The organism is Aurantiacibacter sp. KMU-128 (assembly GCF_056933515.1).
In genome coordinates, this window is record NZ_JBXORT010000001.1 from 1,254,856 (window position 1) to 1,272,980 (window position 18,125).

The 18,125-nt window shown below is 62.9% G+C and carries 16 protein-coding genes; 7 read left to right on the forward strand and 9 right to left on the reverse strand.

Annotation, left to right across the window (positions count from 1 at the left end; all coding sequences use genetic code 11):
* The first annotated feature begins 48 nt into the window (after positions 1 to 48).
* From ACS0VV_RS06365 to lexA, 4 genes are all read left to right on the forward strand, one after another.
* Positions 49 to 435 (forward strand): DUF3597 domain-containing protein, encoded by a 387-nt coding sequence (locus tag ACS0VV_RS06365; protein WP_483531885.1) that lies wholly within the window; start codon positions 49 to 51, stop codon positions 433 to 435.
* Between the two features lie 198 nt (positions 436 to 633).
* Entirely contained in the window at positions 634 to 1,107 is a 474-nt protein-coding gene (gene moaC, locus ACS0VV_RS06370) for a cyclic pyranopterin monophosphate synthase MoaC (RefSeq protein ID WP_483531886.1), read from the forward strand.
* Complete coding sequence (locus ACS0VV_RS06375; RefSeq protein ID WP_483531887.1) at positions 1,094 to 2,281, forward strand: molybdopterin molybdotransferase MoeA; 1,188 nt, start codon at positions 1,094 to 1,096, stop codon at positions 2,279 to 2,281. The genes moaC and ACS0VV_RS06375 overlap by 14 nt, the downstream gene beginning before the upstream one ends.
* A gap of 72 nt (positions 2,282 to 2,353) precedes the next feature.
* The gene (gene lexA / locus ACS0VV_RS06380; RefSeq protein WP_483531888.1) at positions 2,354 to 3,016 is read left to right on the forward strand and encodes a transcriptional repressor LexA; all 663 of its coding nucleotides are present in this window, start codon (positions 2,354 to 2,356) and stop codon (positions 3,014 to 3,016) included.
* Positions 3,017 to 3,040: 24 nt separating this feature from the next.
* Here the strand turns inward: lexA and ACS0VV_RS06385 are convergent, their stop codons facing one another.
* Complete coding sequence (locus ACS0VV_RS06385) at positions 3,041 to 5,230, reverse strand: ComEC/Rec2 family competence protein (protein ID WP_483531889.1); 2,190 nt, start codon at positions 5,228 to 5,230, stop codon at positions 3,041 to 3,043.
* 29 nt (positions 5,231 to 5,259) lie between these two features.
* Here ACS0VV_RS06385 and gltX point away from each other — a divergent pair, with 29 nt between their 5' ends.
* Positions 5,260 to 6,693 carry a glutamate--tRNA ligase gene (gltX, locus tag ACS0VV_RS06390; protein ID WP_483531890.1) on the forward strand — a complete coding sequence of 478 codons (1,434 nt, stop codon included), beginning with the start codon at positions 5,260 to 5,262 and terminating at the stop codon, positions 6,691 to 6,693.
* Between the two features lie 41 nt (positions 6,694 to 6,734).
* Positions 6,735 to 8,021, forward strand: coding sequence for a citrate synthase (locus ACS0VV_RS06395; protein ID WP_483531891.1), 1,287 nt, complete (start codon positions 6,735 to 6,737; stop codon positions 8,019 to 8,021).
* Between the two features lie 48 nt (positions 8,022 to 8,069).
* Here ACS0VV_RS06395 and ACS0VV_RS06400 read toward each other — a convergent pair whose 3' ends face one another.
* The 4 genes from ACS0VV_RS06400 to ACS0VV_RS06415 all read right to left on the reverse strand — a co-directional run bounded on the left by ACS0VV_RS06400 (position 8,070) and on the right by ACS0VV_RS06415 (position 11,983).
* On the reverse strand, positions 8,070 to 9,434 hold the full coding sequence (locus tag ACS0VV_RS06400; RefSeq protein ID WP_483531892.1) for a sensor histidine kinase: 1,365 nt from the start codon (positions 9,432 to 9,434) through the stop codon (positions 8,070 to 8,072).
* 4 nt (positions 9,435 to 9,438) lie between these two features.
* Positions 9,439 to 10,404 carry a hypothetical protein gene (locus tag ACS0VV_RS06405; RefSeq protein WP_483531893.1) on the reverse strand — a complete coding sequence of 322 codons (966 nt, stop codon included), beginning with the start codon at positions 10,402 to 10,404 and terminating at the stop codon, positions 9,439 to 9,441.
* 34 nt (positions 10,405 to 10,438) lie between these two features.
* Positions 10,439 to 11,602, reverse strand: a complete 1,164-nt coding sequence (locus ACS0VV_RS06410; RefSeq protein WP_483531894.1) for a hypothetical protein — start codon at positions 11,600 to 11,602, stop codon at positions 10,439 to 10,441.
* Positions 11,603 to 11,677: 75 nt separating this feature from the next.
* Positions 11,678 to 11,983 (reverse strand): Hpt domain-containing protein, encoded by a 306-nt coding sequence (locus ACS0VV_RS06415; protein WP_483531895.1) that lies wholly within the window; start codon positions 11,981 to 11,983, stop codon positions 11,678 to 11,680.
* A 69-nt stretch (positions 11,984 to 12,052) separates the two neighbouring features.
* Between ACS0VV_RS06415 and ACS0VV_RS06420 the strand changes: the two genes are divergently transcribed.
* Positions 12,053 to 14,641: a coiled-coil domain-containing protein gene (locus tag ACS0VV_RS06420; RefSeq protein WP_483531896.1), complete on the forward strand. Its 2,589-nt coding sequence runs from the start codon at positions 12,053 to 12,055 to the stop codon at positions 14,639 to 14,641.
* Here the strand turns inward: ACS0VV_RS06420 and ACS0VV_RS06425 are convergent.
* From ACS0VV_RS06425 to ACS0VV_RS06440, 4 genes are read right to left on the reverse strand one after another with little or no spacing between them, the layout of a single operon-like run.
* Complete coding sequence (locus tag ACS0VV_RS06425; protein WP_483531897.1) at positions 14,638 to 14,922, reverse strand: DUF1467 family protein; 285 nt, start codon at positions 14,920 to 14,922, stop codon at positions 14,638 to 14,640. The genes ACS0VV_RS06420 and ACS0VV_RS06425 overlap by 4 nt on opposite strands.
* Positions 14,923 to 14,937: 15 nt before the next feature.
* Positions 14,938 to 16,587: a ribonuclease J gene (locus ACS0VV_RS06430; RefSeq protein ID WP_483531898.1), complete on the reverse strand. Its 1,650-nt coding sequence runs from the start codon at positions 16,585 to 16,587 to the stop codon at positions 14,938 to 14,940.
* Positions 16,587 to 17,375: a type III pantothenate kinase gene (locus ACS0VV_RS06435; RefSeq protein WP_483531899.1), complete on the reverse strand. Its 789-nt coding sequence runs from the start codon at positions 17,373 to 17,375 to the stop codon at positions 16,587 to 16,589. Before ACS0VV_RS06435 ends, ACS0VV_RS06430 begins: the two co-directional genes overlap by 1 nt.
* Before the next feature lie 2 nt (positions 17,376 to 17,377).
* Positions 17,378 to 18,115: a biotin--[acetyl-CoA-carboxylase] ligase gene (locus ACS0VV_RS06440; protein WP_483531900.1), complete on the reverse strand. Its 738-nt coding sequence runs from the start codon at positions 18,113 to 18,115 to the stop codon at positions 17,378 to 17,380.
* Positions 18,116 to 18,125: the final 10 nt, after the last annotated feature.

Consider the following 18,125-nt stretch of genomic DNA (forward strand, 5'->3'; position numbering starts at 1 on the left):
GATGCTAGTCCGACTCCAGACTACCGTTGCAATGGAAGGGGATTACCCATGGGAATTTTCAGCTCGATCAAGAACGCGATTTTCGGTGACGACGAGGAAGAGCAGGCTGCCGCAGCGGCACCCGCTGCTCCCGCCGCCGCGCCCAAGGCAAGCGGTTTCGGCGCCGCCAAGGCCGCGCCCAAGACCGAGGTGGACATTGCTGCCGCGCTCGATGCGAAAGACGGTTCGGACAAGCTCAATTGGCGCACGTCGATTGTCGATCTGATGAAGCTGGTCGGGCTCGATCCCAGCTACGAAAACCGCAAGGAACTCGCCACCGAAATGGGCGACACCGATTATTCGGGCAAGGCGGAAGAGAACATCTGGCTGCACAAGCAGGTGATGACCAAGCTGGCCGACGCCGGCGGCCGCATCCCGCCCGAACTGCGCGACTGATATTCGCCACGCATACAAGCCCTGTCCTACTGGTTGGGACTGTGGCACAGATCGGCGCATGACCATCGCAATCGCGCCGCTAATCTCTCGAAACCGCCCTGCCCGCCCTTTGGGCGCAGCAGGGCGGTTTTCTGTTTCAGGACTGTGTAACAGGTGTAACAGGTTCGCCTTTGAACCGTTCGAACCGGCGGGTCTGGCATGAGCCGCCTGACCCATCTCGACGAAGCTGGCGCGGCACGCATGGTCGATGTCGGCGGTAAAGCGGCAACGGCGCGTGTCGCCGTGGCGGAGGGCCGGATCTCCATGTCGGACGAGGCATTGGCGGCTGTCCGCGATGGCAGCGGCCCCAAGGGCGATGTGCTCGCAGCAGCGCGGATCGCGGGGATCATGGCGGCCAAGCGCACGGGCGAGCTGATCCCGCTCTGCCACCCGCTCGCGCTCGACAGCGTCAGCGTGGACTTCGCCTTCGAAACAGACGGCATCCGCGCCGAAGCGCGTGCCTCGCTTACCGGCAAGACCGGTGTCGAGATGGAAGCGATGACCGCCGTCTCGGTGGCGCTGCTGACGATCTACGACATGGCAAAGGCGCTCGACAAAGGCATGGTGATCGGCGGCGTGCGCCTGCTCGCCAAGAGCGGCGGCAAAAGCGGGGACTGGCGTGCTGGGGCTTGAAGAAGCGCAGGCGAAGCTGCTGGCGCTGGCGCAGCCGCTTGCAACAGAAGTCGTAACGGTGGACGAGGCGAACGGGCGGGTTCTTGGTGAGCCTGTTGTCGCTAGGCGCACCCAGCCGCCAGCGGACCTCTCGGCGATGGACGGCTACGCGATTGGCGCTGGCGATCATTCAGGGCCATGGCGCGTGATCGGCGAAAGCGCGGCGGGGCATCCCTTTGCTGGTGAGCTTACGAGTGGAGAGGCTGTGCGCATCTCCACCGGCGCGGCACTGCCCAAGGGCGCGGATGCGGTGCTGTTGCAGGAGAACGCTGCGCGGGATGGCGACGTCCACGCGCTAACCAATGCCGATGGCCCCAGCCCGCAGCATATCCGCCGCGCCGGGTTCGACTTCGCAGCTGGCGACGTACTGCTTCCTGCCGGAATGCGGCTGACCGCCGCTCAGCTGGCACTTGTCCGCATGGCGGGTGTCGAGCAGCTCGCCCTGCACAAGAAGCCGGGCCTGACTGTGATCGACTGCGGGGACGAACTTGTCGCGCAACCCTCGGAAGCCATCGGAACGCAAATTCCAGCCACCAATGGCGCGATGATCGCAGAGTTGGCCGGGGAACTCGCGGATGAACCGAAGCGGCTCGGCCCAATCGGCGACTCGGTGGGCTTGCTGGTTGAAGCCTTTGCGCAATCGGATAGCGAGGTGATCGTCATCACCGGAGGAGCATCGGTAGGCGACCATGACCTGGTCAAACCGGCGCTGGAGGCCTGGGGCGCAGAGATCGCGTTCTGGCGCGTGTCGATCCGCCCGGGCAAGCCGTTGCTGGTTGCCAAACGGGGTTACCAGATCGTCCTCGGCCTGCCGGGCAATCCGGTGTCCGCCTATGTCACCGCCCTCCTGTTCCTGCTCCCGTTATTGCGCCAATTCGGAGGTTCCGCATCGCCTTTGCCGCAAAGTATCGATGCGCGATTGACACAATCGCTTCCGCCGGGGGGGACGCGCACCGAATTCCTACGCGCTATTCTCGGTCGAGACGGAGTTACCCCTCTAATGCAGCGCGATAGCAGCGCTCTGCACACGCTTGCCTGCGCCAATGCACTGATCCGGCGTGATATCGATGCCGCACCCGTCGCAGCAGGTGAACGCGTAACCGTCTATCCGCTCCAAAATGGCGGTATCGCTTGACTTGAGGCGATGTGTTCCATAGGTGTTCCGTGTTCGTTCCCAAATTGGAACATCGCAGTAAGGAACCAACCCATGCTGACTGCCAAGCAACACGAATTGCTGCTTTTCATTCACCGTCGCCTTGAGGAATCGGGCATTTCTCCGAGTTTCGAGGAAATGAAGGATGCGCTCGATCTGAAGAGCAAGTCGGGCGTGCATCGCTTGATTTCGGCTCTCGAGGAACGCGGCTTTATCCGGCGTCTTGCCAACCGTGCCCGCGCGCTCGAAGTCGTGAAAATGCCTGAGAACGTGGGCAATGACGCGGTGGCGAAGATCACCACGCCGCCAGCAGCGGCGCCGGTCGCGGCCAATGATGTGATCGAAATTCCCCTCCACGGCAAGATTGCCGCCGGTGTTCCGATCGAAGCGTTGGAAGGCAGCCAGACCCTTCCCGTACCCGCTGCACTGCTTGGTGCTGGCGAGCATTACGCGCTTGAAGTGTCGGGCGACTCGATGGTTGAAGCGGGCATTTTTGACGGCGACTTTGCATTGGTGAAGAAGGCGAACACTGCCCGCGATGGCGATATTGTTGTGGCGCTCGTGAATGGCGAGGAAGCGACACTGAAATATCTCTACCATGATGGCGGCATGATCCGGCTCGATCCGGCAAACGCCGCCTATGATCCGCAGATTTACGCCGATAGCCAGGTAGAAGTTCAGGGCAAACTCGCAGGCTTGCTGCGACGCTACCACTGACCGTTTGTGCGTCGGGTGGCGGGCCTAGTCCTGCCGCCCGCGCCACCATCCATGCCCGCCCTCGCTCTGGGCGACGGTGCGCATCGAAGGCTCGCCATCTTCACCTAGTGTGATGGCCATTCCGCCAGTTGTCTCAAGCGTCCGCCGGTCTGCTTTCAGCAAACGCGGCTCGCAACTTCGCGGCAGCCAGCGGTCAGCCACCACGATATCCGCCCGCTCGCAGGCTGCGGCGAGCGCGCGCTCCTCTACGATATCTTCGCTGCGGCTCAGAAGCAGGTGCCAGTCGCGCCCTCCCCGTTCGAGCGAGATCGCGCAGAAATCCCGGCTGCACTCGGCTCCATTCCAATCTTCGAGCGGAACCGGGTCACCCTCGACCCCCGCCAGTTCGAGCAGGTTGTCACGCGTAAACTCGCTTCGTGTGTCGCGCAGCACCAGCAGACGGTCATCCTCTCCGGTGATTCCCACATGGCGACCGTCCGACGATATCAGTATGTCGGGGATAGGGGTTAGGTAGAGCCACAGGCTCGCAATGGCTGCGGGGGCGAAACCAAGCAACCGCGCCCTCCCCTTCCAAAGCGCCAGCCACAGGCCTCCCAGCGCGAACAGCAGGACGGTCGGCAATGTCATCTGCGGAATGAGCTTCACCGCGCCGGGCTGCGCTGCCGTGAAATGGGCGATGCCGACCAGCAGATCGAGCGATTGCCCCGCCAGCCACCAGAACGGCGCGCCAAGCCCCACAATGTCGAACAGCAAGGCAATCGCGATCAGCGGCATGGAGATGAAAGTCACCAGCGGAATGGCGATCACATTGGCCAGCGCACCATAAACGCCCGCACGGTGGAAGTGGAACAAGACGATGGGCATCAGCGCGATCTCGATCACCAGCCCGGTGATGAGCAACATCACCGTATTGCGCCCGGTTCGCGCGAACCAACTCTCCTCGCGTGGCTTGAGAAAGGCGCGAACCGGAGCCGAGCTGTGCAACGCAACAATCGCGATGACCGCGCTGAAGCTCATCTGGAAGCTCGGTCCCACAAGGCTCTCCGGCCAGACGAGTAGGACAGCCGCCGCCGCCACGGCAATCATCCGCAGCGACAAGGGCTCGCGTCCCAGTGCAAGCGCGAACAGCACCAGCAGTGCGGCGATACAGCTGCGCACAGTCGGCACCTCGGCGCCGGTCAACAGGGTGTAGCCGATCCCCGACAAAGCCCCGACACCTGCCGCCACCACAGGTAGCCGCACCCGCAACACCAGCCACGGCCAGAGCGCCAGCAGCTTGATGGCCAGAATGTAGGCGGCGCCGATAACCGCACTGACGTGCAACCCGCTGATCGACAGCAAGTGTGTCAGTCCCGAATCGCGCATCGCATCTTCATCAGCCACGCTGATCCCGCCCCGGTCACCGCTGGCGAAAGCCGCCGCAATGCTGCCCGCCGAGCCATCGAGTTGCGTTCGGACATGGGCCGACAATTCCCGTTGCAGCGAAGGGATCAACGCCTCGCGTGCCGGAGCGGGCTCGACGATTGTAACCTCGCCTGTCACGCTTCCGGTGGCCGCGAGCCCCTGAAACCATGCGGCGCGCGCAAAATTGTAACCGCCAGGCAGCATTGGGGCAGCGGGCGGCATCAACCGCGCTTGTGTGCGGATCACCGCGCCTTCGGTCATCCCCGCCCGTGTTGCCTCTAACGGAACATTGACACGCACCTTCACTGCCTCGCCATCCACCGGGGATCGGATGGCGAGCACCAGTCGTACACGGTCTTGCGCCGGTTGCTCGATGCGTTCCAGGATGCGTCCCTCGATCTCGGCGAAAACCGGGCGTTCAAATGCCTCGGCGCCCACCAGTTCGGAGCGCGCCCAGATCAGGCTGGTCCCCAGCGCGAAGACGATCCCGCAGGCTGCCAGTGCAGTGGTCAGGTGGACCCGGTCTTCCCGCCCTTTCCATCGCGCCAATGCAGCCAGAGCGAGCAGCAGACCAATCGCAATCGCAGCAACCCAATGCGCGGCCGTAGGAAGGATGAACCACGCGGCTATCCCCGCGGCCAGAACCACGGTCAGCCATGGCCCGCGATCAAAGCCCGCCTGCCCGAGAAATTGCTCTGCAGTGTCACCGATACTGGACAAAGAGACACGGCTGCGCCAAGGCGTCTGCTGCAACGCAGCATCAAGATCGTCGTCCCCCAGCGGAACCAAAGGCGGCTGCCGCGATGCCATGCAGGGTAATGGACAGGAATCGCAGCATTATGGCAAGCTCTGATAGCAATCACGCTGACGCACAGCGGCCGGTGGTGACGCGCTTTGCGCCCAGCCCCACCGGTTTTCTGCATATCGGAAATGCCCGCACCGGCCTGTTTTCCTGGCTCTACGCCCGCCACTTCGGCGGCAAGGCGCTGCTGCGGATCGAAGATACCGACAAAGCGCGCAGCACGCAGGAAGCGATCGACGTTATCCTCGACGGGCTGGCCTGGCTCGGCCTCGATTTCGATGGCGAGACGGTTTACCAGAGCGAACGCGCGGGACGTCACGCCGAAGTCGCGCAAAAGCTGCTCGATGCAGGCAAGGCCTATAAGTGTTTTGCGACGCCCGAAGAGCTTGCCGAAATGCGCGAGGCGCAGCGTGCGGCCAAGCAGCCGATGCGTTATGACGGACGCTGGCGTGACCGCGACCCTTCCGAGGCACCCGAAGGCGCGCCCTTCACCATCCGCATCAAGACGCCCGAAGCCGGCGAAACGGTGATCGAGGATGCGGTGCAGGGCCGCGTTAAGGTGGACAATCGCGAGATTGACGATTTCATCCTGCTGCGCGCCGATGGCTCGCCGACCTATATGCTCGCCGTGGTGGTCGACGATATGGACATGGGCTGCACCCACATCATCCGCGGCGATGACCATCTCAACAACGCCTTCCGCCAGTTGCAGGTGATCCGCGCGATGCAGGGCATTGAAGATGGCTGGGAAGAGCCGGTCTACGCGCATATTCCGCTCATCCATGGCAATGATGGCGCCAAACTGTCCAAGCGCCACGGCGCGCTGGGTGTGCGCGATTACCGCGATATGGGTATCCTGCCCGAAACCATGTTCAACTACCTGTTGCGGCTTGGCTGGGGCCATGGCGATCAGGAGGAGTTTACGATGGAAGAGGCGATTGCCCTCTTCGATATCACCGCCGTCGGCAAAGGGCCGAGCCGCTTCGACATGAAGAAGCTGCTGAGCATGAATGGCAATTACATTCGAGCCGCTGACGATGCGCGGCTTGCGGCGATTGCGGGGGAGATCTTGGGTGAAACAGCAGATGTCGCGCTGCTGACGCAGGCCATGCCTGTGCTCAAAACCCGTGCCCGCGACATGAACGAGCTGGCCGATGGCGCGGCCTTTCTGTTCAAGACTTTGCCGTTCGACATGGACGAGCAGGCCGCCGTGCTGCTCGATGATGAAGCCCGTATGCGACTATCTGCTATCTTGGCCCGGTTGCAGGATGAAACGTACTGGACAATCGAGGCACTGGAGGCCAATCTGAAAGCCTATGCAGAGGAGCTGGGGCTGGGCCTCGGCAAACTTGCGCAGCCGCTCCGCGCGGCGCTGACAGGGCAGACAACCTCGCCCGGAATTTTCGATGTGCTGGTTCTCCTTGGACGGGAGGAAAGCCTTGCGCGGATCGCCGCGCAGGCTGCGGCCTGAAGGGGTCAATCAGCGGGACTGGTATTTGAAGGAGATGTTCATTGGCTGACAAGCAGGCAGACCTGAGCGTGGGTGGCGAGACCTACAGCTTCCCGACCTTGGAAGGTAGCGTCGGGCCCGATGTTATCGATATCCGCAAGCTCTACGGACAAACGGGCAAGTTTACCTTCGATCCGGGCTACAAATCGACCGCCAGTTGCGAAAGCGCGCTGACCTATATCGATGGTGATGAAGGCGTGCTGCTGCATCGCGGTTACCCCATCGGGCAACTGGCCGAGCATTCCAGCTTCATGGAAGTCAGCTACCTCCTGCTCAACGGCGAACTGCCGAGCAAGGAAGAGCTCGACGACTTCACCTATACGATCAGCCGCCACACCATGCTGCACGAGCAGCTTTCCACCTTCTATCGCGGTTTCCGCCGCGATGCGCACCCGATGGCGATCATGTGCGGCGTCGTCGGCGCGCTATCGGCGTTCTACCATGACAGCACCGACATTGCCGATCCGGAACACCGCACGATCAGCTCGCACCGGCTGATCGCCAAAATGCCGACGATTGCGGCGATGGCGTATAAATACGCGGTGGGGCAGCCGTTCATGCAGCCACGCAACGATCTGAGCTATACAGGCAATTTCCTGCGCATGACTTTCGGCGTTCCAGCCGAGGAATATGAGGTTGTTCCCGAAGTCGAAAAAGCGCTGGACCGGATTTTCATCCTGCACGCCGATCACGAACAGAACGCCTCGACCTCGACCGTGCGTCTCGCCGGTTCGTCGGGCGCGAACCCGTTCGCCTGTATCTCTGCCGGTATTGCCTGCCTGTGGGGCCCCGCACATGGCGGCGCGAACGAGGCGGCGCTCAATATGCTCCGCGAAATCGGCACGCCGGATAAGATTCCGCACTATATCGAGCGCGCCAAGGACAAGAACGACCCGTTCCGCCTGATGGGCTTCGGCCACCGCGTGTACAAGAATTACGATCCGCGTGCCGCCGTGATGCAGAAGACGGTGCGCGAAGTGTTCGATGCGCTCAAAGTGAAGGACCCGGTGTTCGAAACCGCGCTGCAGCTGGAAGAGATCGCGCTGAACGATCCCTATTTCCAGGAAAAGAAGCTGTTCCCCAATGTGGACTTCTATTCGGGCATTATCCTCTCGGCGATCGGTTTCCCGACCACCATGTTCACCGTGCTCTTCGCGCTTGCCCGCACCGTGGGCTGGGTGGCGCAGTGGAACGAGATGATTTCCGATCCTGGCCAGGTCATCGGTCGCCCGCGCCAGCTCTATACCGGGCCGACGCAGCGCGATTATGTGCCGGTGGAGCAGCGTTAAGCCGCACTCTCAAAAATGCGATGGAAAGCCCCGCTTCGGCGGGGTTTTCTACGCCGAAAGGTCGGCAGGCAGTTCGAGCGTGAAGCGGGCGCCCTGCCCCTTCGCGCTTTCGACCGTCAGCGAACCGCCCATGGCTTCGGCAAGGCGGCGCGAAATGTAAAGCCCGAGGCCCGAACCGCCGTCGCCCTGCCGCCCAAGCCGTTCGAATTTCGTGAATACCCGCGCTTGCTGGTCTTCATCCAGCCCCTCGCCCTGATCGGCGACGATGATGCGCGCCCGCTCGCCTTCCTGCTCCACACGGATCCACACCTGCCCGCCTTCGGGCGAATAGCGTATGGCATTGCCGACCAGATTAAGCAGCACTTGCAGCGTCCGGCGGAACTCGCCGATGGCGGGTACGCTCTCGCCTAGCTTGGGCTCGTCGATAGTGATCCCGCGTTCCTTCGCGCGCACACCGAGAATGCCCGCTGCGCGGCGGCCGACATCGGCGAGGTCGATATGGTCGGGCGCGGGCGCAAAATCCTCGTCCTCGACCATTTCCAGCGTGGTCAGATCGTCGATCAACGCCAGCAAATGCTCTCCGGCGGAGGCGATATCGGCGGCGTAATTGCTGTATTCGTCCGCCAACGGCCCGGCCAGCTGGGTGCGGATCGTCTCGGCATTGGCGATGATCCGGCTGACCGGTTGGCGCAGCACGGGAGCGATCTCGCGGCCAATACCTGCCGAACGGTCGGGCCGCCGCGAGGGCTTGGGCGGCGCTTCGGCCAGCGGACGATCGGGCACAAGGTAAAGATCGAAACCGACGGGCTGCGCCTCGCTCCGGCCCAGTGGCACCAGTTGTACGGCCCATTGGCGTTCCGAACCGGGCACGACAATGCGGGTGCCATCGAGCAAGCGCCACTGTGCGGGCGCCGCCAGAGTCGGGTTCTCGGGTCGCGCAAGCTCGGTCCAAACATGACCGACGGCCTGCATCATGGCCTCGCCCAGCGCGTCCATATCCCGTGCCGTCCAGTCCACGGTAAGGATGCGTTGCTGTTCATCGAGGCGTGCGGTGAGGCCGGAGAGGTGTTTGACCAGCGCCAACCGACCGCGATTGTCCTCAGACAGTGAGGGTTCGGGCAGGTCTTCAGCTTGCCAGGTGCTGATATTGATGACGGTGCCCATCCGGCCCGGCGTCACTTCTGCCCAAGCGGAAATCTGCTCGAACGAATCCTGCGCGCGAATGGCGCGGGACACCTTCTTGCCGCTCGCCCGCGCCTTGCGCACGAGTTCGAGCAAGGCCGGTGTCACAATCGGCCCCGGCAATTCGCCGCCCGCGCGCAGATGGAAGCTCGCCAGCGGCTCCTCGGCCTCGATCAACCGGTCATCGGCATCGGTGCGCGCGCGCGCAGATTGGATGTGGGCGCTTGCCATCGATTCAGGCCACCCGGGCCATCAGAGCGGCGGAATCAGCGAGCGCGGCCGATGCGCGGTCTGCCCGCAGCGTATCGAAGCCTTCGGGCAGCGTAATGTCGGGGTGGAGGAACATGAACTGCTCTTCGACCTGCGCAGCCGAGAGGCCCGCTGCTCGCAAGGTAAGAGCCAGACGCGCACACTGGTTCTCCGATAGCGACAGCACTGCCACTTCGCGGGATTGCTCCCCCGCCATCTCCAGCGCGGTGACGAACATCGAGACGCCCGCGTGATCGACGCTGAGCGCACGCTGTGCCTTGTCTGCCAGCTTGTGAATGAGGCCGGTCAACCGGGTGATGCGCGAGGTGCTCTCTGCGTGCTGATCGCGTAATGCAGCGACCGCGTGGCCGATCCGCGACGATTTACCCGCAAGCGCGGTTTCGCAATATTCGCAAACGGTTTCGAACAGATCGGCGGGCAGCTCATCCAGTGGCAGTTCCATGCGCCGCTGCTGCTGCATGAAGCGGGCTTGTGCCGAAAGTGCCCGCATGGCTTCGCGCGCCTCGTCGCCATCGGGAGAAGCGACCAGTTCCAGCAACAAAGGCGACAGCACCGCGTCGATCCCGCTGCGGACGCTCAACCGCTCGGCGGTCAGCGCTTCCACCGCGAGTGCGTGGGCAAAGCCGATCACCGGGGCGCTTTCCATCAGGCCCGCAGCCAGCGTATCCTGCTGTTCATCGGCGAAGGCGCCACGATCGGTCACGCCTTCGCTCTTTGCCAACGCAAACAGCACTTGGCGGGAGAGATGTCTCACCATTCCACGAACCTTCGCGATCACCTCGTCATTGAACAGATCGAGATCCGCATGGGCCAGCAAATGGCGCAGGATCGGGCGTGTGGTCGCAAGCGAAATATCGCCCTGCGCCAGCTCTTCGCGCAAGCTGCTTTCCACGCTTTTGGCCAATGTTTCTGCAGGAGTTTCGACGCTCATACCCGAGTGTTACTCCAACAGCGTTAATGGCGGGTTATTCGCCCGGCTTTCTCTCGGGAAAAAGCAGCACCGCTAGGCAGAGCGTCGCGACGGCCATGAAAGCAATTTCGGGGGAGATTGCAGCGGACATCATGCCGAGCGCCAGCGCGATAATGGCCCGGTCGCGAAGAGGTTCCTCCGCAGCGCGGGCCGCACGTCGATCGAGCAGGAGCAGCGCAGCGACGAGCACAAGGGCGGGAAACGCTCCGCGAAACCACAGCCCGTCAATCGCCAGCACACCGGCCGCGAGTATTGCCGCATCCACTGTGTGGCGCAGGAGATGCCGCTTGCCGCGCTTTGCAAATGGAGCGCCCGCCAACAGGCCGAGCGCGAGATACATCTCCAGCAAGGGCACCGCGAGCGCGGTAAGCCCGAATGCCGCCGCAGGGACACCGGAGAAGAGCGTGACGGCGATACTGCCCGCCAGCAGGGCCATCGCTGCTCCGCCAATCGCCAGCCCCGACCAGCTACGTGCCAGCAACTGCGCGCCGGCCCGCGCAATGGCTTTGCCGCCAAGCCAGCGCGAGGGTGCGTAGGCAGGCACGGCCCCCAGATGGACGTGCAGCCAGCGCTTCTCATGCGATGCGGCGGCTTCGGCGCCCCGAATGATCGTCCAGCTTGCAGAATCGAGAATATCGTCGGCCAACCGCGCCTCGGGCAGGCGTTTTTGCAGGCAAATGCGCAGCAGCGCCGCGTGCGGGGCGGCATCCTCGGGCAAGCGGGTGAGCAGATCGAGCCAGCTTCCCGGCATAGTCAAAACACCGGCCCAAGCGCGATCGAGGTCGATCCTTTCGAACCCCGCGGCTGTTCCCGGGCCGGAGGAAATCACCAGCATCCGGTCGCCCTCGGCCCGCAACAGGTCAAGCGCCTGCACCGCTTCGGGCAGCAGGTCGGGCTGGATGACCAGCAGGCTGTCCCCGCTGCCGATGGCACCCGGCAAGGCGTGTGCATTGGTAATAACCTGAAACCGCAATCCCGCGCTCTCCGCGGCGTAGCGCAGGGCGATAGCATCACCCGACGCGCCACCGCCATGCGCGATCACCGCGGTGCAGCCAAGCTCGCGCGCAAACAGCAATTGCCGCTGAGCAAGTGATTGCCCGGCGATCGAAGGCTGTTCGGCCTCGCCCGGCATCGGCAGGCTGATAAGCGCAGTGCGCATTCTGGGGTTTGGCTCCGCTGTCTCTGGTGAGGGCCCAATCTAGGGCCGCGGGAGCGATGTGAAAAGCGCGGCGGCCTAGTCGGCGGCGGAAAACCGCGAGTGCAGCTCGCGAAGTTTGCGCAAGACGGCGGGATCACCAGGAGCGCCGTCCAGCGCCTCCTGTGCGAGCCTCGCTAGGTCACCTGCATGGAAGCTCGCCCCAAGCCCTTTCAGCCGATGCGCGGCAACTTCCCAATTCCCGTCACAGCGGGCGCGGCCGAGCATTGCGATATGCGATTCCAGGCTTTCAAGAAAGCTGGCGCGCAGTTCGGCAACGAGCGCCATATCGTCCCCCGCAGCGGCGGTCAGCGCCAGTTCGAAATCACCGTGTTCGTAAGCCATGCCCAGCCAATGGACGACAATGCGTTAAGACGGGGTTTCAGATAGTTTACGATCTGGTAAGCATAAATCATGAAACGCCGCCGCAACCTTACTTCTTCCGAACCGTCGATTGACGAGATTGCGCCAACCTTCGGGCAGCAAGAAGGCTTCGCTGCGGGCGAGGATCACGGTGCGGCGGCGGGCTCTATCGAACGCGAAGAAAGCGCGGAATTCTGGGAGGACGAGCCTCCGGCACGCCCACGCTGGACGTGGGTGACGCCTATGCTTGCGGTGGTGGCGCTGCTGGGTTGGACAGGCTTTTTCGGATGGGCGAACCAACAACAGATGCTCGCAGGAGCGACCCCGCAGCAATGGGCGCAGTGGATTTCCAGCTGGGCGATCCCTGCTCTCTTCATTTTGGCCGTGTGGATGCTGATCCAGCGCAACAGTCGGCGTGAGGCGAACCGCTTCACCGATGCCGCGCGATTGCTGTCGCACGAATCGCGCGCGCTCGAGGAACGGCTGACCAATGTGAACCGCGAACTCAGCATCGCCCGGAATTTCATCGCGGCGCAGTCGCGCGATCTGGAATCGCTGGGGCGCAGCGCCGCCGAACGGTTGAATGAGAGCGCGGAGTATCTGCAAAGTCTGGTGCAAGACAATGCGGCGCAGGTCGAAACGATTGGCACGGTTAGCCAAACGGCGGTCGCGAATATGGAGAACCTGCGCACCAATCTCCCGGTTCTTGGCAACGCTGCACGCGATCTCAGCAGCCAGATCGGCAATGCAGGCCAAGTCGCCCATTCGCAGGTGGAAAGTCTGATCGCAGGTTTCGACCGGCTCAACCAGTTCGGCGAAGCGGGCGAGCGGCACGTTACAAATATCAATGAACGGGTATCGAGCACGCTTGCCGCTTTCGATGCGCAGGTGACCGCCCTGGGCGAGACCACGCAGGCGCGCTTCGGCAGGTTGCGCGAGATTAGCGAATCCTTCCGAACCGATATGATCGAAACCGAGGATTCGGCGCTCGAATCACTGCGCGTACGGGCAGAGGAATTGCAGACACTGCTGGCGCAAAGGGCGGAAGAACAGCGCACCAGCGAAGAGGCTGCCCTCGCCAATTTGCAGGCGCGCCTCGCCGAACTGTCCGATCAGGGCGCAGGCTTGATCGCGACACTGGCCGATGGTCGAGACAGCGCTGCGGCCGAATGGCGGGAGGCCATCGAAGCACTCGAAACGCGCGTGCAAGAGGCGATTGCGCGCATTGCGGATGTCGATCAGGCCGCGATGGACAATGCGCAGCGGCGCCTTGCCGCCCTTTCCGAGGAAACAGGGCGGGCAGAGCAGCAAATTGCGCAACGCCTGGCCACTTTCGATGCACAGATGGAACGCAGGCGCGACGAAAGCGCTGCGCGGCAGGCGGAAGAGCTGGCCGAGCTCGATGAACGGCTCGCTGTGTTCGATACCTTGCTGGGTGAACGGCGCGCGGGTTTCGAGGCCGCGCTTTCTGCCATTGCCGAACGCAGCGAGGGCTTGCTGTCCCGGCTGTCTAGCGTTGAAGCCGATCTCGCCGCATTGCGACAGGCGGGCGAGGATGCGGATGCGCAACTGGGCGGCGCTGCCGAGCAATTCGCCGCCCGGCTCGCCAATGCGCGCGAGGCGTTGGAGACCAATAGCAATCGCATCGCCCAGCTTACCAATGATGGTGTCCGCCTGCTCGAAATTATCCGCGCCAGCGCCGAGCATTCGGAAGGCACGCTTAGCAATGCAGTGAGCCTTGCCGAGACCCGGCTCGCCGGTTTCGCAGCGGAGGCGGAGCGGCTTAGCGGGCTCATTGCCGATGCGGAGGCCGGCGGCGAACGTCTTGTCGCGCACATTGCAGACGTGCGGGGAAGCGGCACCGCATCGCTCGACCAATTGGCCACGATGGAAAGCCGGATCGCCAGCGTTACGGCCAATGCAGAGGAACTTGCGAAGGCCACCCGCGACGAGCTGCAAACGGCCATCGCGAGTCTGTCCGACGCATCTCAGAACGCTCTGCTTCAGTTGCGCACGTCACAGGGCGAAGTGGTCGGAGAAATTGCCGAGACGATAGCGGACCAAAGCCGCGAGAAGATTGCCGAAGCCATTCGCGGCAACGCTGCCGAGGTGATGGCTGAACTGGAAACCGCCGTATCGCAATCGGCAGCGCGCGGTCAGCAGACGACCAAGGCACTGCGCGACCAGCTGGCGCTGCTCAACGAATTGGCGGGCAATCTGGAACAGCGGATCGCCTATGCCCGCGAACGGGCGGAAGAGCGCGTCGATAGCGATTTCAGCCGCCGCGTCGCACTGATTACCGAATCGCTCAATTCTTCCGCCATCGACATTGCCAAGGCGTTCGACAACGAAGTGTCAGACACGCAGTGGGCTAATTACCTGAAGGGCGACCGAGGCATCTTCACGCGTCGCGCCGTCCGCCTGCTCGACCGCGGTGAGTCGCGCGCTGTCTCCGAGGTTTACGAGGAGGATAGCGAATTCCGCGAGACGGTGAACCGCTTCATCCATGATTTCGAGGCGATGCTGCGTGAAGTGCTCGCCACACGCGATGGCAATGCGCTGGCGGTGACGTTGCTCTCCAGCGATACAGGCAAGCTCTATGTCGCGCTCGCCCAGGCTATCGAGCGGTTGCGCGACTAGCGATCCCGGAACGATTCGGGTTCGGGGAAGATGTTGATATCGTCCACCGTCACCCAGCCTTGCTCGTAATTGGCAACGAATAGCGCGCACAGAATGGCGGCGGCGATGGTCGCGCGCTTTACCACCTTCCACGGGCGGAAATTCACCGGCGCGCTGTCTGCCTGACCGGGCACCTTTGCTTCGCCCGCTTCATCAGCCGTTTTCAGGCCAAAGGGGAGGAGGACAAAGGCCGACATCACCCAGATAAGGGCATAGATGGCGATGATCGACGTCCACTGCATTGCGCTGCTTCCTAACTAAGGACCGGGCGCAATGACACGGGTTTGCGGCTTTTTGCCACACCACCTTTGGGCTGCCCGCCGCGCAGCAAGCCGCGCCGCTTCCTTGATCGCCTCTGGCTCGTCACGACGGCCCTTGCGCAGCTTCATCAACGCATCGACCACATCCGCCTGCGCCTCGGCGATGAAAGCGGCGTAGTCCTCGTCGAGCGGCAGGCCCAGGCCTTCGATCGTCACCCCGCCCTGTCCGTCGAGTACGACAATCACAACACCCGAATGTGCGAGCCTGCGGCGCATCGCCACCGCCTCGCCATCGGCGGGTACAATGATCTCACCATCGAGAACGAGCCTGCCGGTCGGCACCCGCGCAATGGTGGTGGGCGCGCCGGGGGCAAGCCGCACGATATCGCCGTTCTTCTGGAAGTGGTTGTGCGGAATGCCACACGCTTTACCGAGGCGGGTCTGCTCCTGCATATGCCGGATTTCGCCATGCACGGGCACGAGAATATCAGGGCGCAGCCAGCCATACAGCGCTTCGAGTTCAGGACGGCCCGGATGGCCCGACACGTGGATCTCGCTCTGCCGGTCGGTCACCATCACCACGCCGCGCTCGGCGAGCATATTCTGCACCCGCCCGATAGCGAGTTCGTTGCCGGGGATTACGCGACTGGAGAACAGCACGACATCGCCTTTGTCGAGCGCCAGCGGGTGCGAATCCTCGGCGATGCGACTTAGCGCCGCGCGCGGCTCGCCTTGCCCGCCAGTGGCGAGGATCAGCACTTCGCCGGGTGGCAGCGCCATGGCGGTCTCGAAATCGACCGGTTCGGGCAGATCACGCAGATAGCCATTGGCCTGCGACACGGCGATGATCCGGTCGAGCGAGCGCCCGGCGACGCACAGTTTGCGCCCCGTCTCCTGCGCCACCATGCCCAGCGTTTGCAGCCGCGCGACATTGGAAGCAAAAGTCGTCACTAGCACCCGCTTGCCGCGATGCTTGCGCACTTCCTCCAGCATCCCGCGATACACCGCGCCTTCGCTGCCGGAGGGGGCAGGATTGAAGACATTCGTGGAATCGCAGACGAGCGCGAGCACGCCTTCGTCGCCGATTTCGGTCAGCTCTTCCTCGGTCGTCGGCTCGCCAATGATCGGCTCTTCGTCCAGTTTCCAGTCGCCGGTGTGGAAGACGCGGCCATAGGGCGTCTCGATCAGCAGCGCATTGCCCTCGGCAATCGAGTGGGCGAGCGGCAGATAGGTGATCTCGAATGCGCCGAGGACAATGCTACCGTGATCCTCGTCAATCTCGATCAACTCTACCGCATCGAGCAATTGCGCTTCTTCGAGCTTGCGGCGGATGAGTTCGGCGGTGAACGGGGTCGCGTAAAGCGGCACGCCCAGATCAGCGGCGAAGTACGGGATGGCGCCGATATGGTCTTCATGGCCATGCGTTAGCACGATACCGAGCAGATCATCCGCCCGCTCCTCGATGAATTCGGGGTCGGCGAACATCAGTTCGGTGCCGGGGTATTCGTTTGCCCCGAAGCTCATGCCCAGATCGACCATCAGCCACTTGCCCTGACAGCCATAGAGGTTGACGTTCATGCCAATCTCGCCCGAGCCGCCGAGGGCAAGAAACAGCAACTCGTCCTGCGGTGTAAAGTCGTTTGTCATTATGCTCCGGAGGCGTTTGCGACTCTGGCGGCAAGGATTTGCAGGCCGCGAATGGTCAGATCGGCGTCAATCACGTCGAATATGTCGGTCTTCTCGTCGAACAATATGGCGAGCCCGCCGGTCGCTACAACCTTTACCGGTCGGCCGATTTCTGCCTTCATTCGCGCGATCAGCCCTTCCATCATGGCGACATAGCCCCAGAAGACGCCGATCAGCATCTGGTCTTCGGTATTGCGTCCGATGACGCTGGCAGTTTCCGGCGCGCGGATGGCGATGCGCGGCAGCTTGGCGGTGTTACCGACCAGCGCGTCGAGCGAGAGATTGATGCCCGGCGCAATGATACCGCCCTTATAGGCACCGTTGAAGTCGACCGCTTCAAACTTGGTCGCGGTGCCGAAGTCGACCACGATCATGTCGCCGCCCACCAGCTTATGCGCCGCGATGCAGTTGAGCGCCCGGTCTGCGCCCAGCGTGTGCGGCTGCTCGACATCGATTGCGAAATCCCATGCCGCCGCGCCCTGCCCGGCAAAGAGCGGTTCCACCCCAAAATATTTCTGCGCCAGCACGGTGAGGTTGTGCTCTGCCCGCGGGACGACCGATCCGTAAATGATCTGCGTGATTGCAGCGCGGTCGATGCCTTCGATGGCGAGCAATTGCAGCAGCCACACGGCATATTCGTCCCCCGTGCGCCGGGGATCGGTGGCGATCCGCCAGCGCGCGCGGATATCCGTCCCGTCAAACACGGCAAAGACGACATTGGTGTTTCCGACATCGGCTGCGAGCAGCATCGTCAATTCTCCAGAATTACATCGCCCGCGTGGATGATCCGCTCGGTTCCATCGTCGAGGCGCAGGCATAAGGCACCATTGGTCTCGTCGAGTCCAGCAAAGGCTCCGGTAACCTGCTCGCCATCACCCAGATTGACCGAGGTTCTGGCGCCATGCGAATGCATCGAGTTCCACAGGAAGTAGTTAAGCTCCATCTGGAAACCCATATTTGGGCCGAGGCTCAGGTCGCGCCATGCTTCCAAGCGGATGGCAAATTGTTCGGCGAGCGATTTGGCAAAGCTGTCACGATCTGCCCTGCCCCCCGCCTCGCGAACGCTGATTGTCGGGCGGTCGGGCAGCTTGGGTGCGGATGCGAGGTTCACGCCAATGCCCACGATTACACTGTCCCCGATCCGCTCCAGCAAAATGCCAGCGACCTTGCACCGGTTAAGCAGCACGTCATTGGGCCATTTCAGGCGCAGCAGATTGTCGGCTGTGAGGAGCTGTCCTACAGTCTCGAACACGGCATTGGCGGCAACAAAGCTGAGCGAAGGCGCGGAGGGATCGCCTTCCCGCAATTTCACCACTGTCGAGCCGAAGAAATTGCCCTCGCCGTCAATCCAGCGGCGGCCCTGCCTTCCCTTGCCCGCATTCTGGCGATTGGCGACGAGCCAGTAGCCTTCGGGAACATCCTCACCCTTGGCCAGACGCGCTGAGAGATCGGCGTTGGTGCTGCCGGTTTCCTCAATGAACTCTATCAAGCTTGCCGCC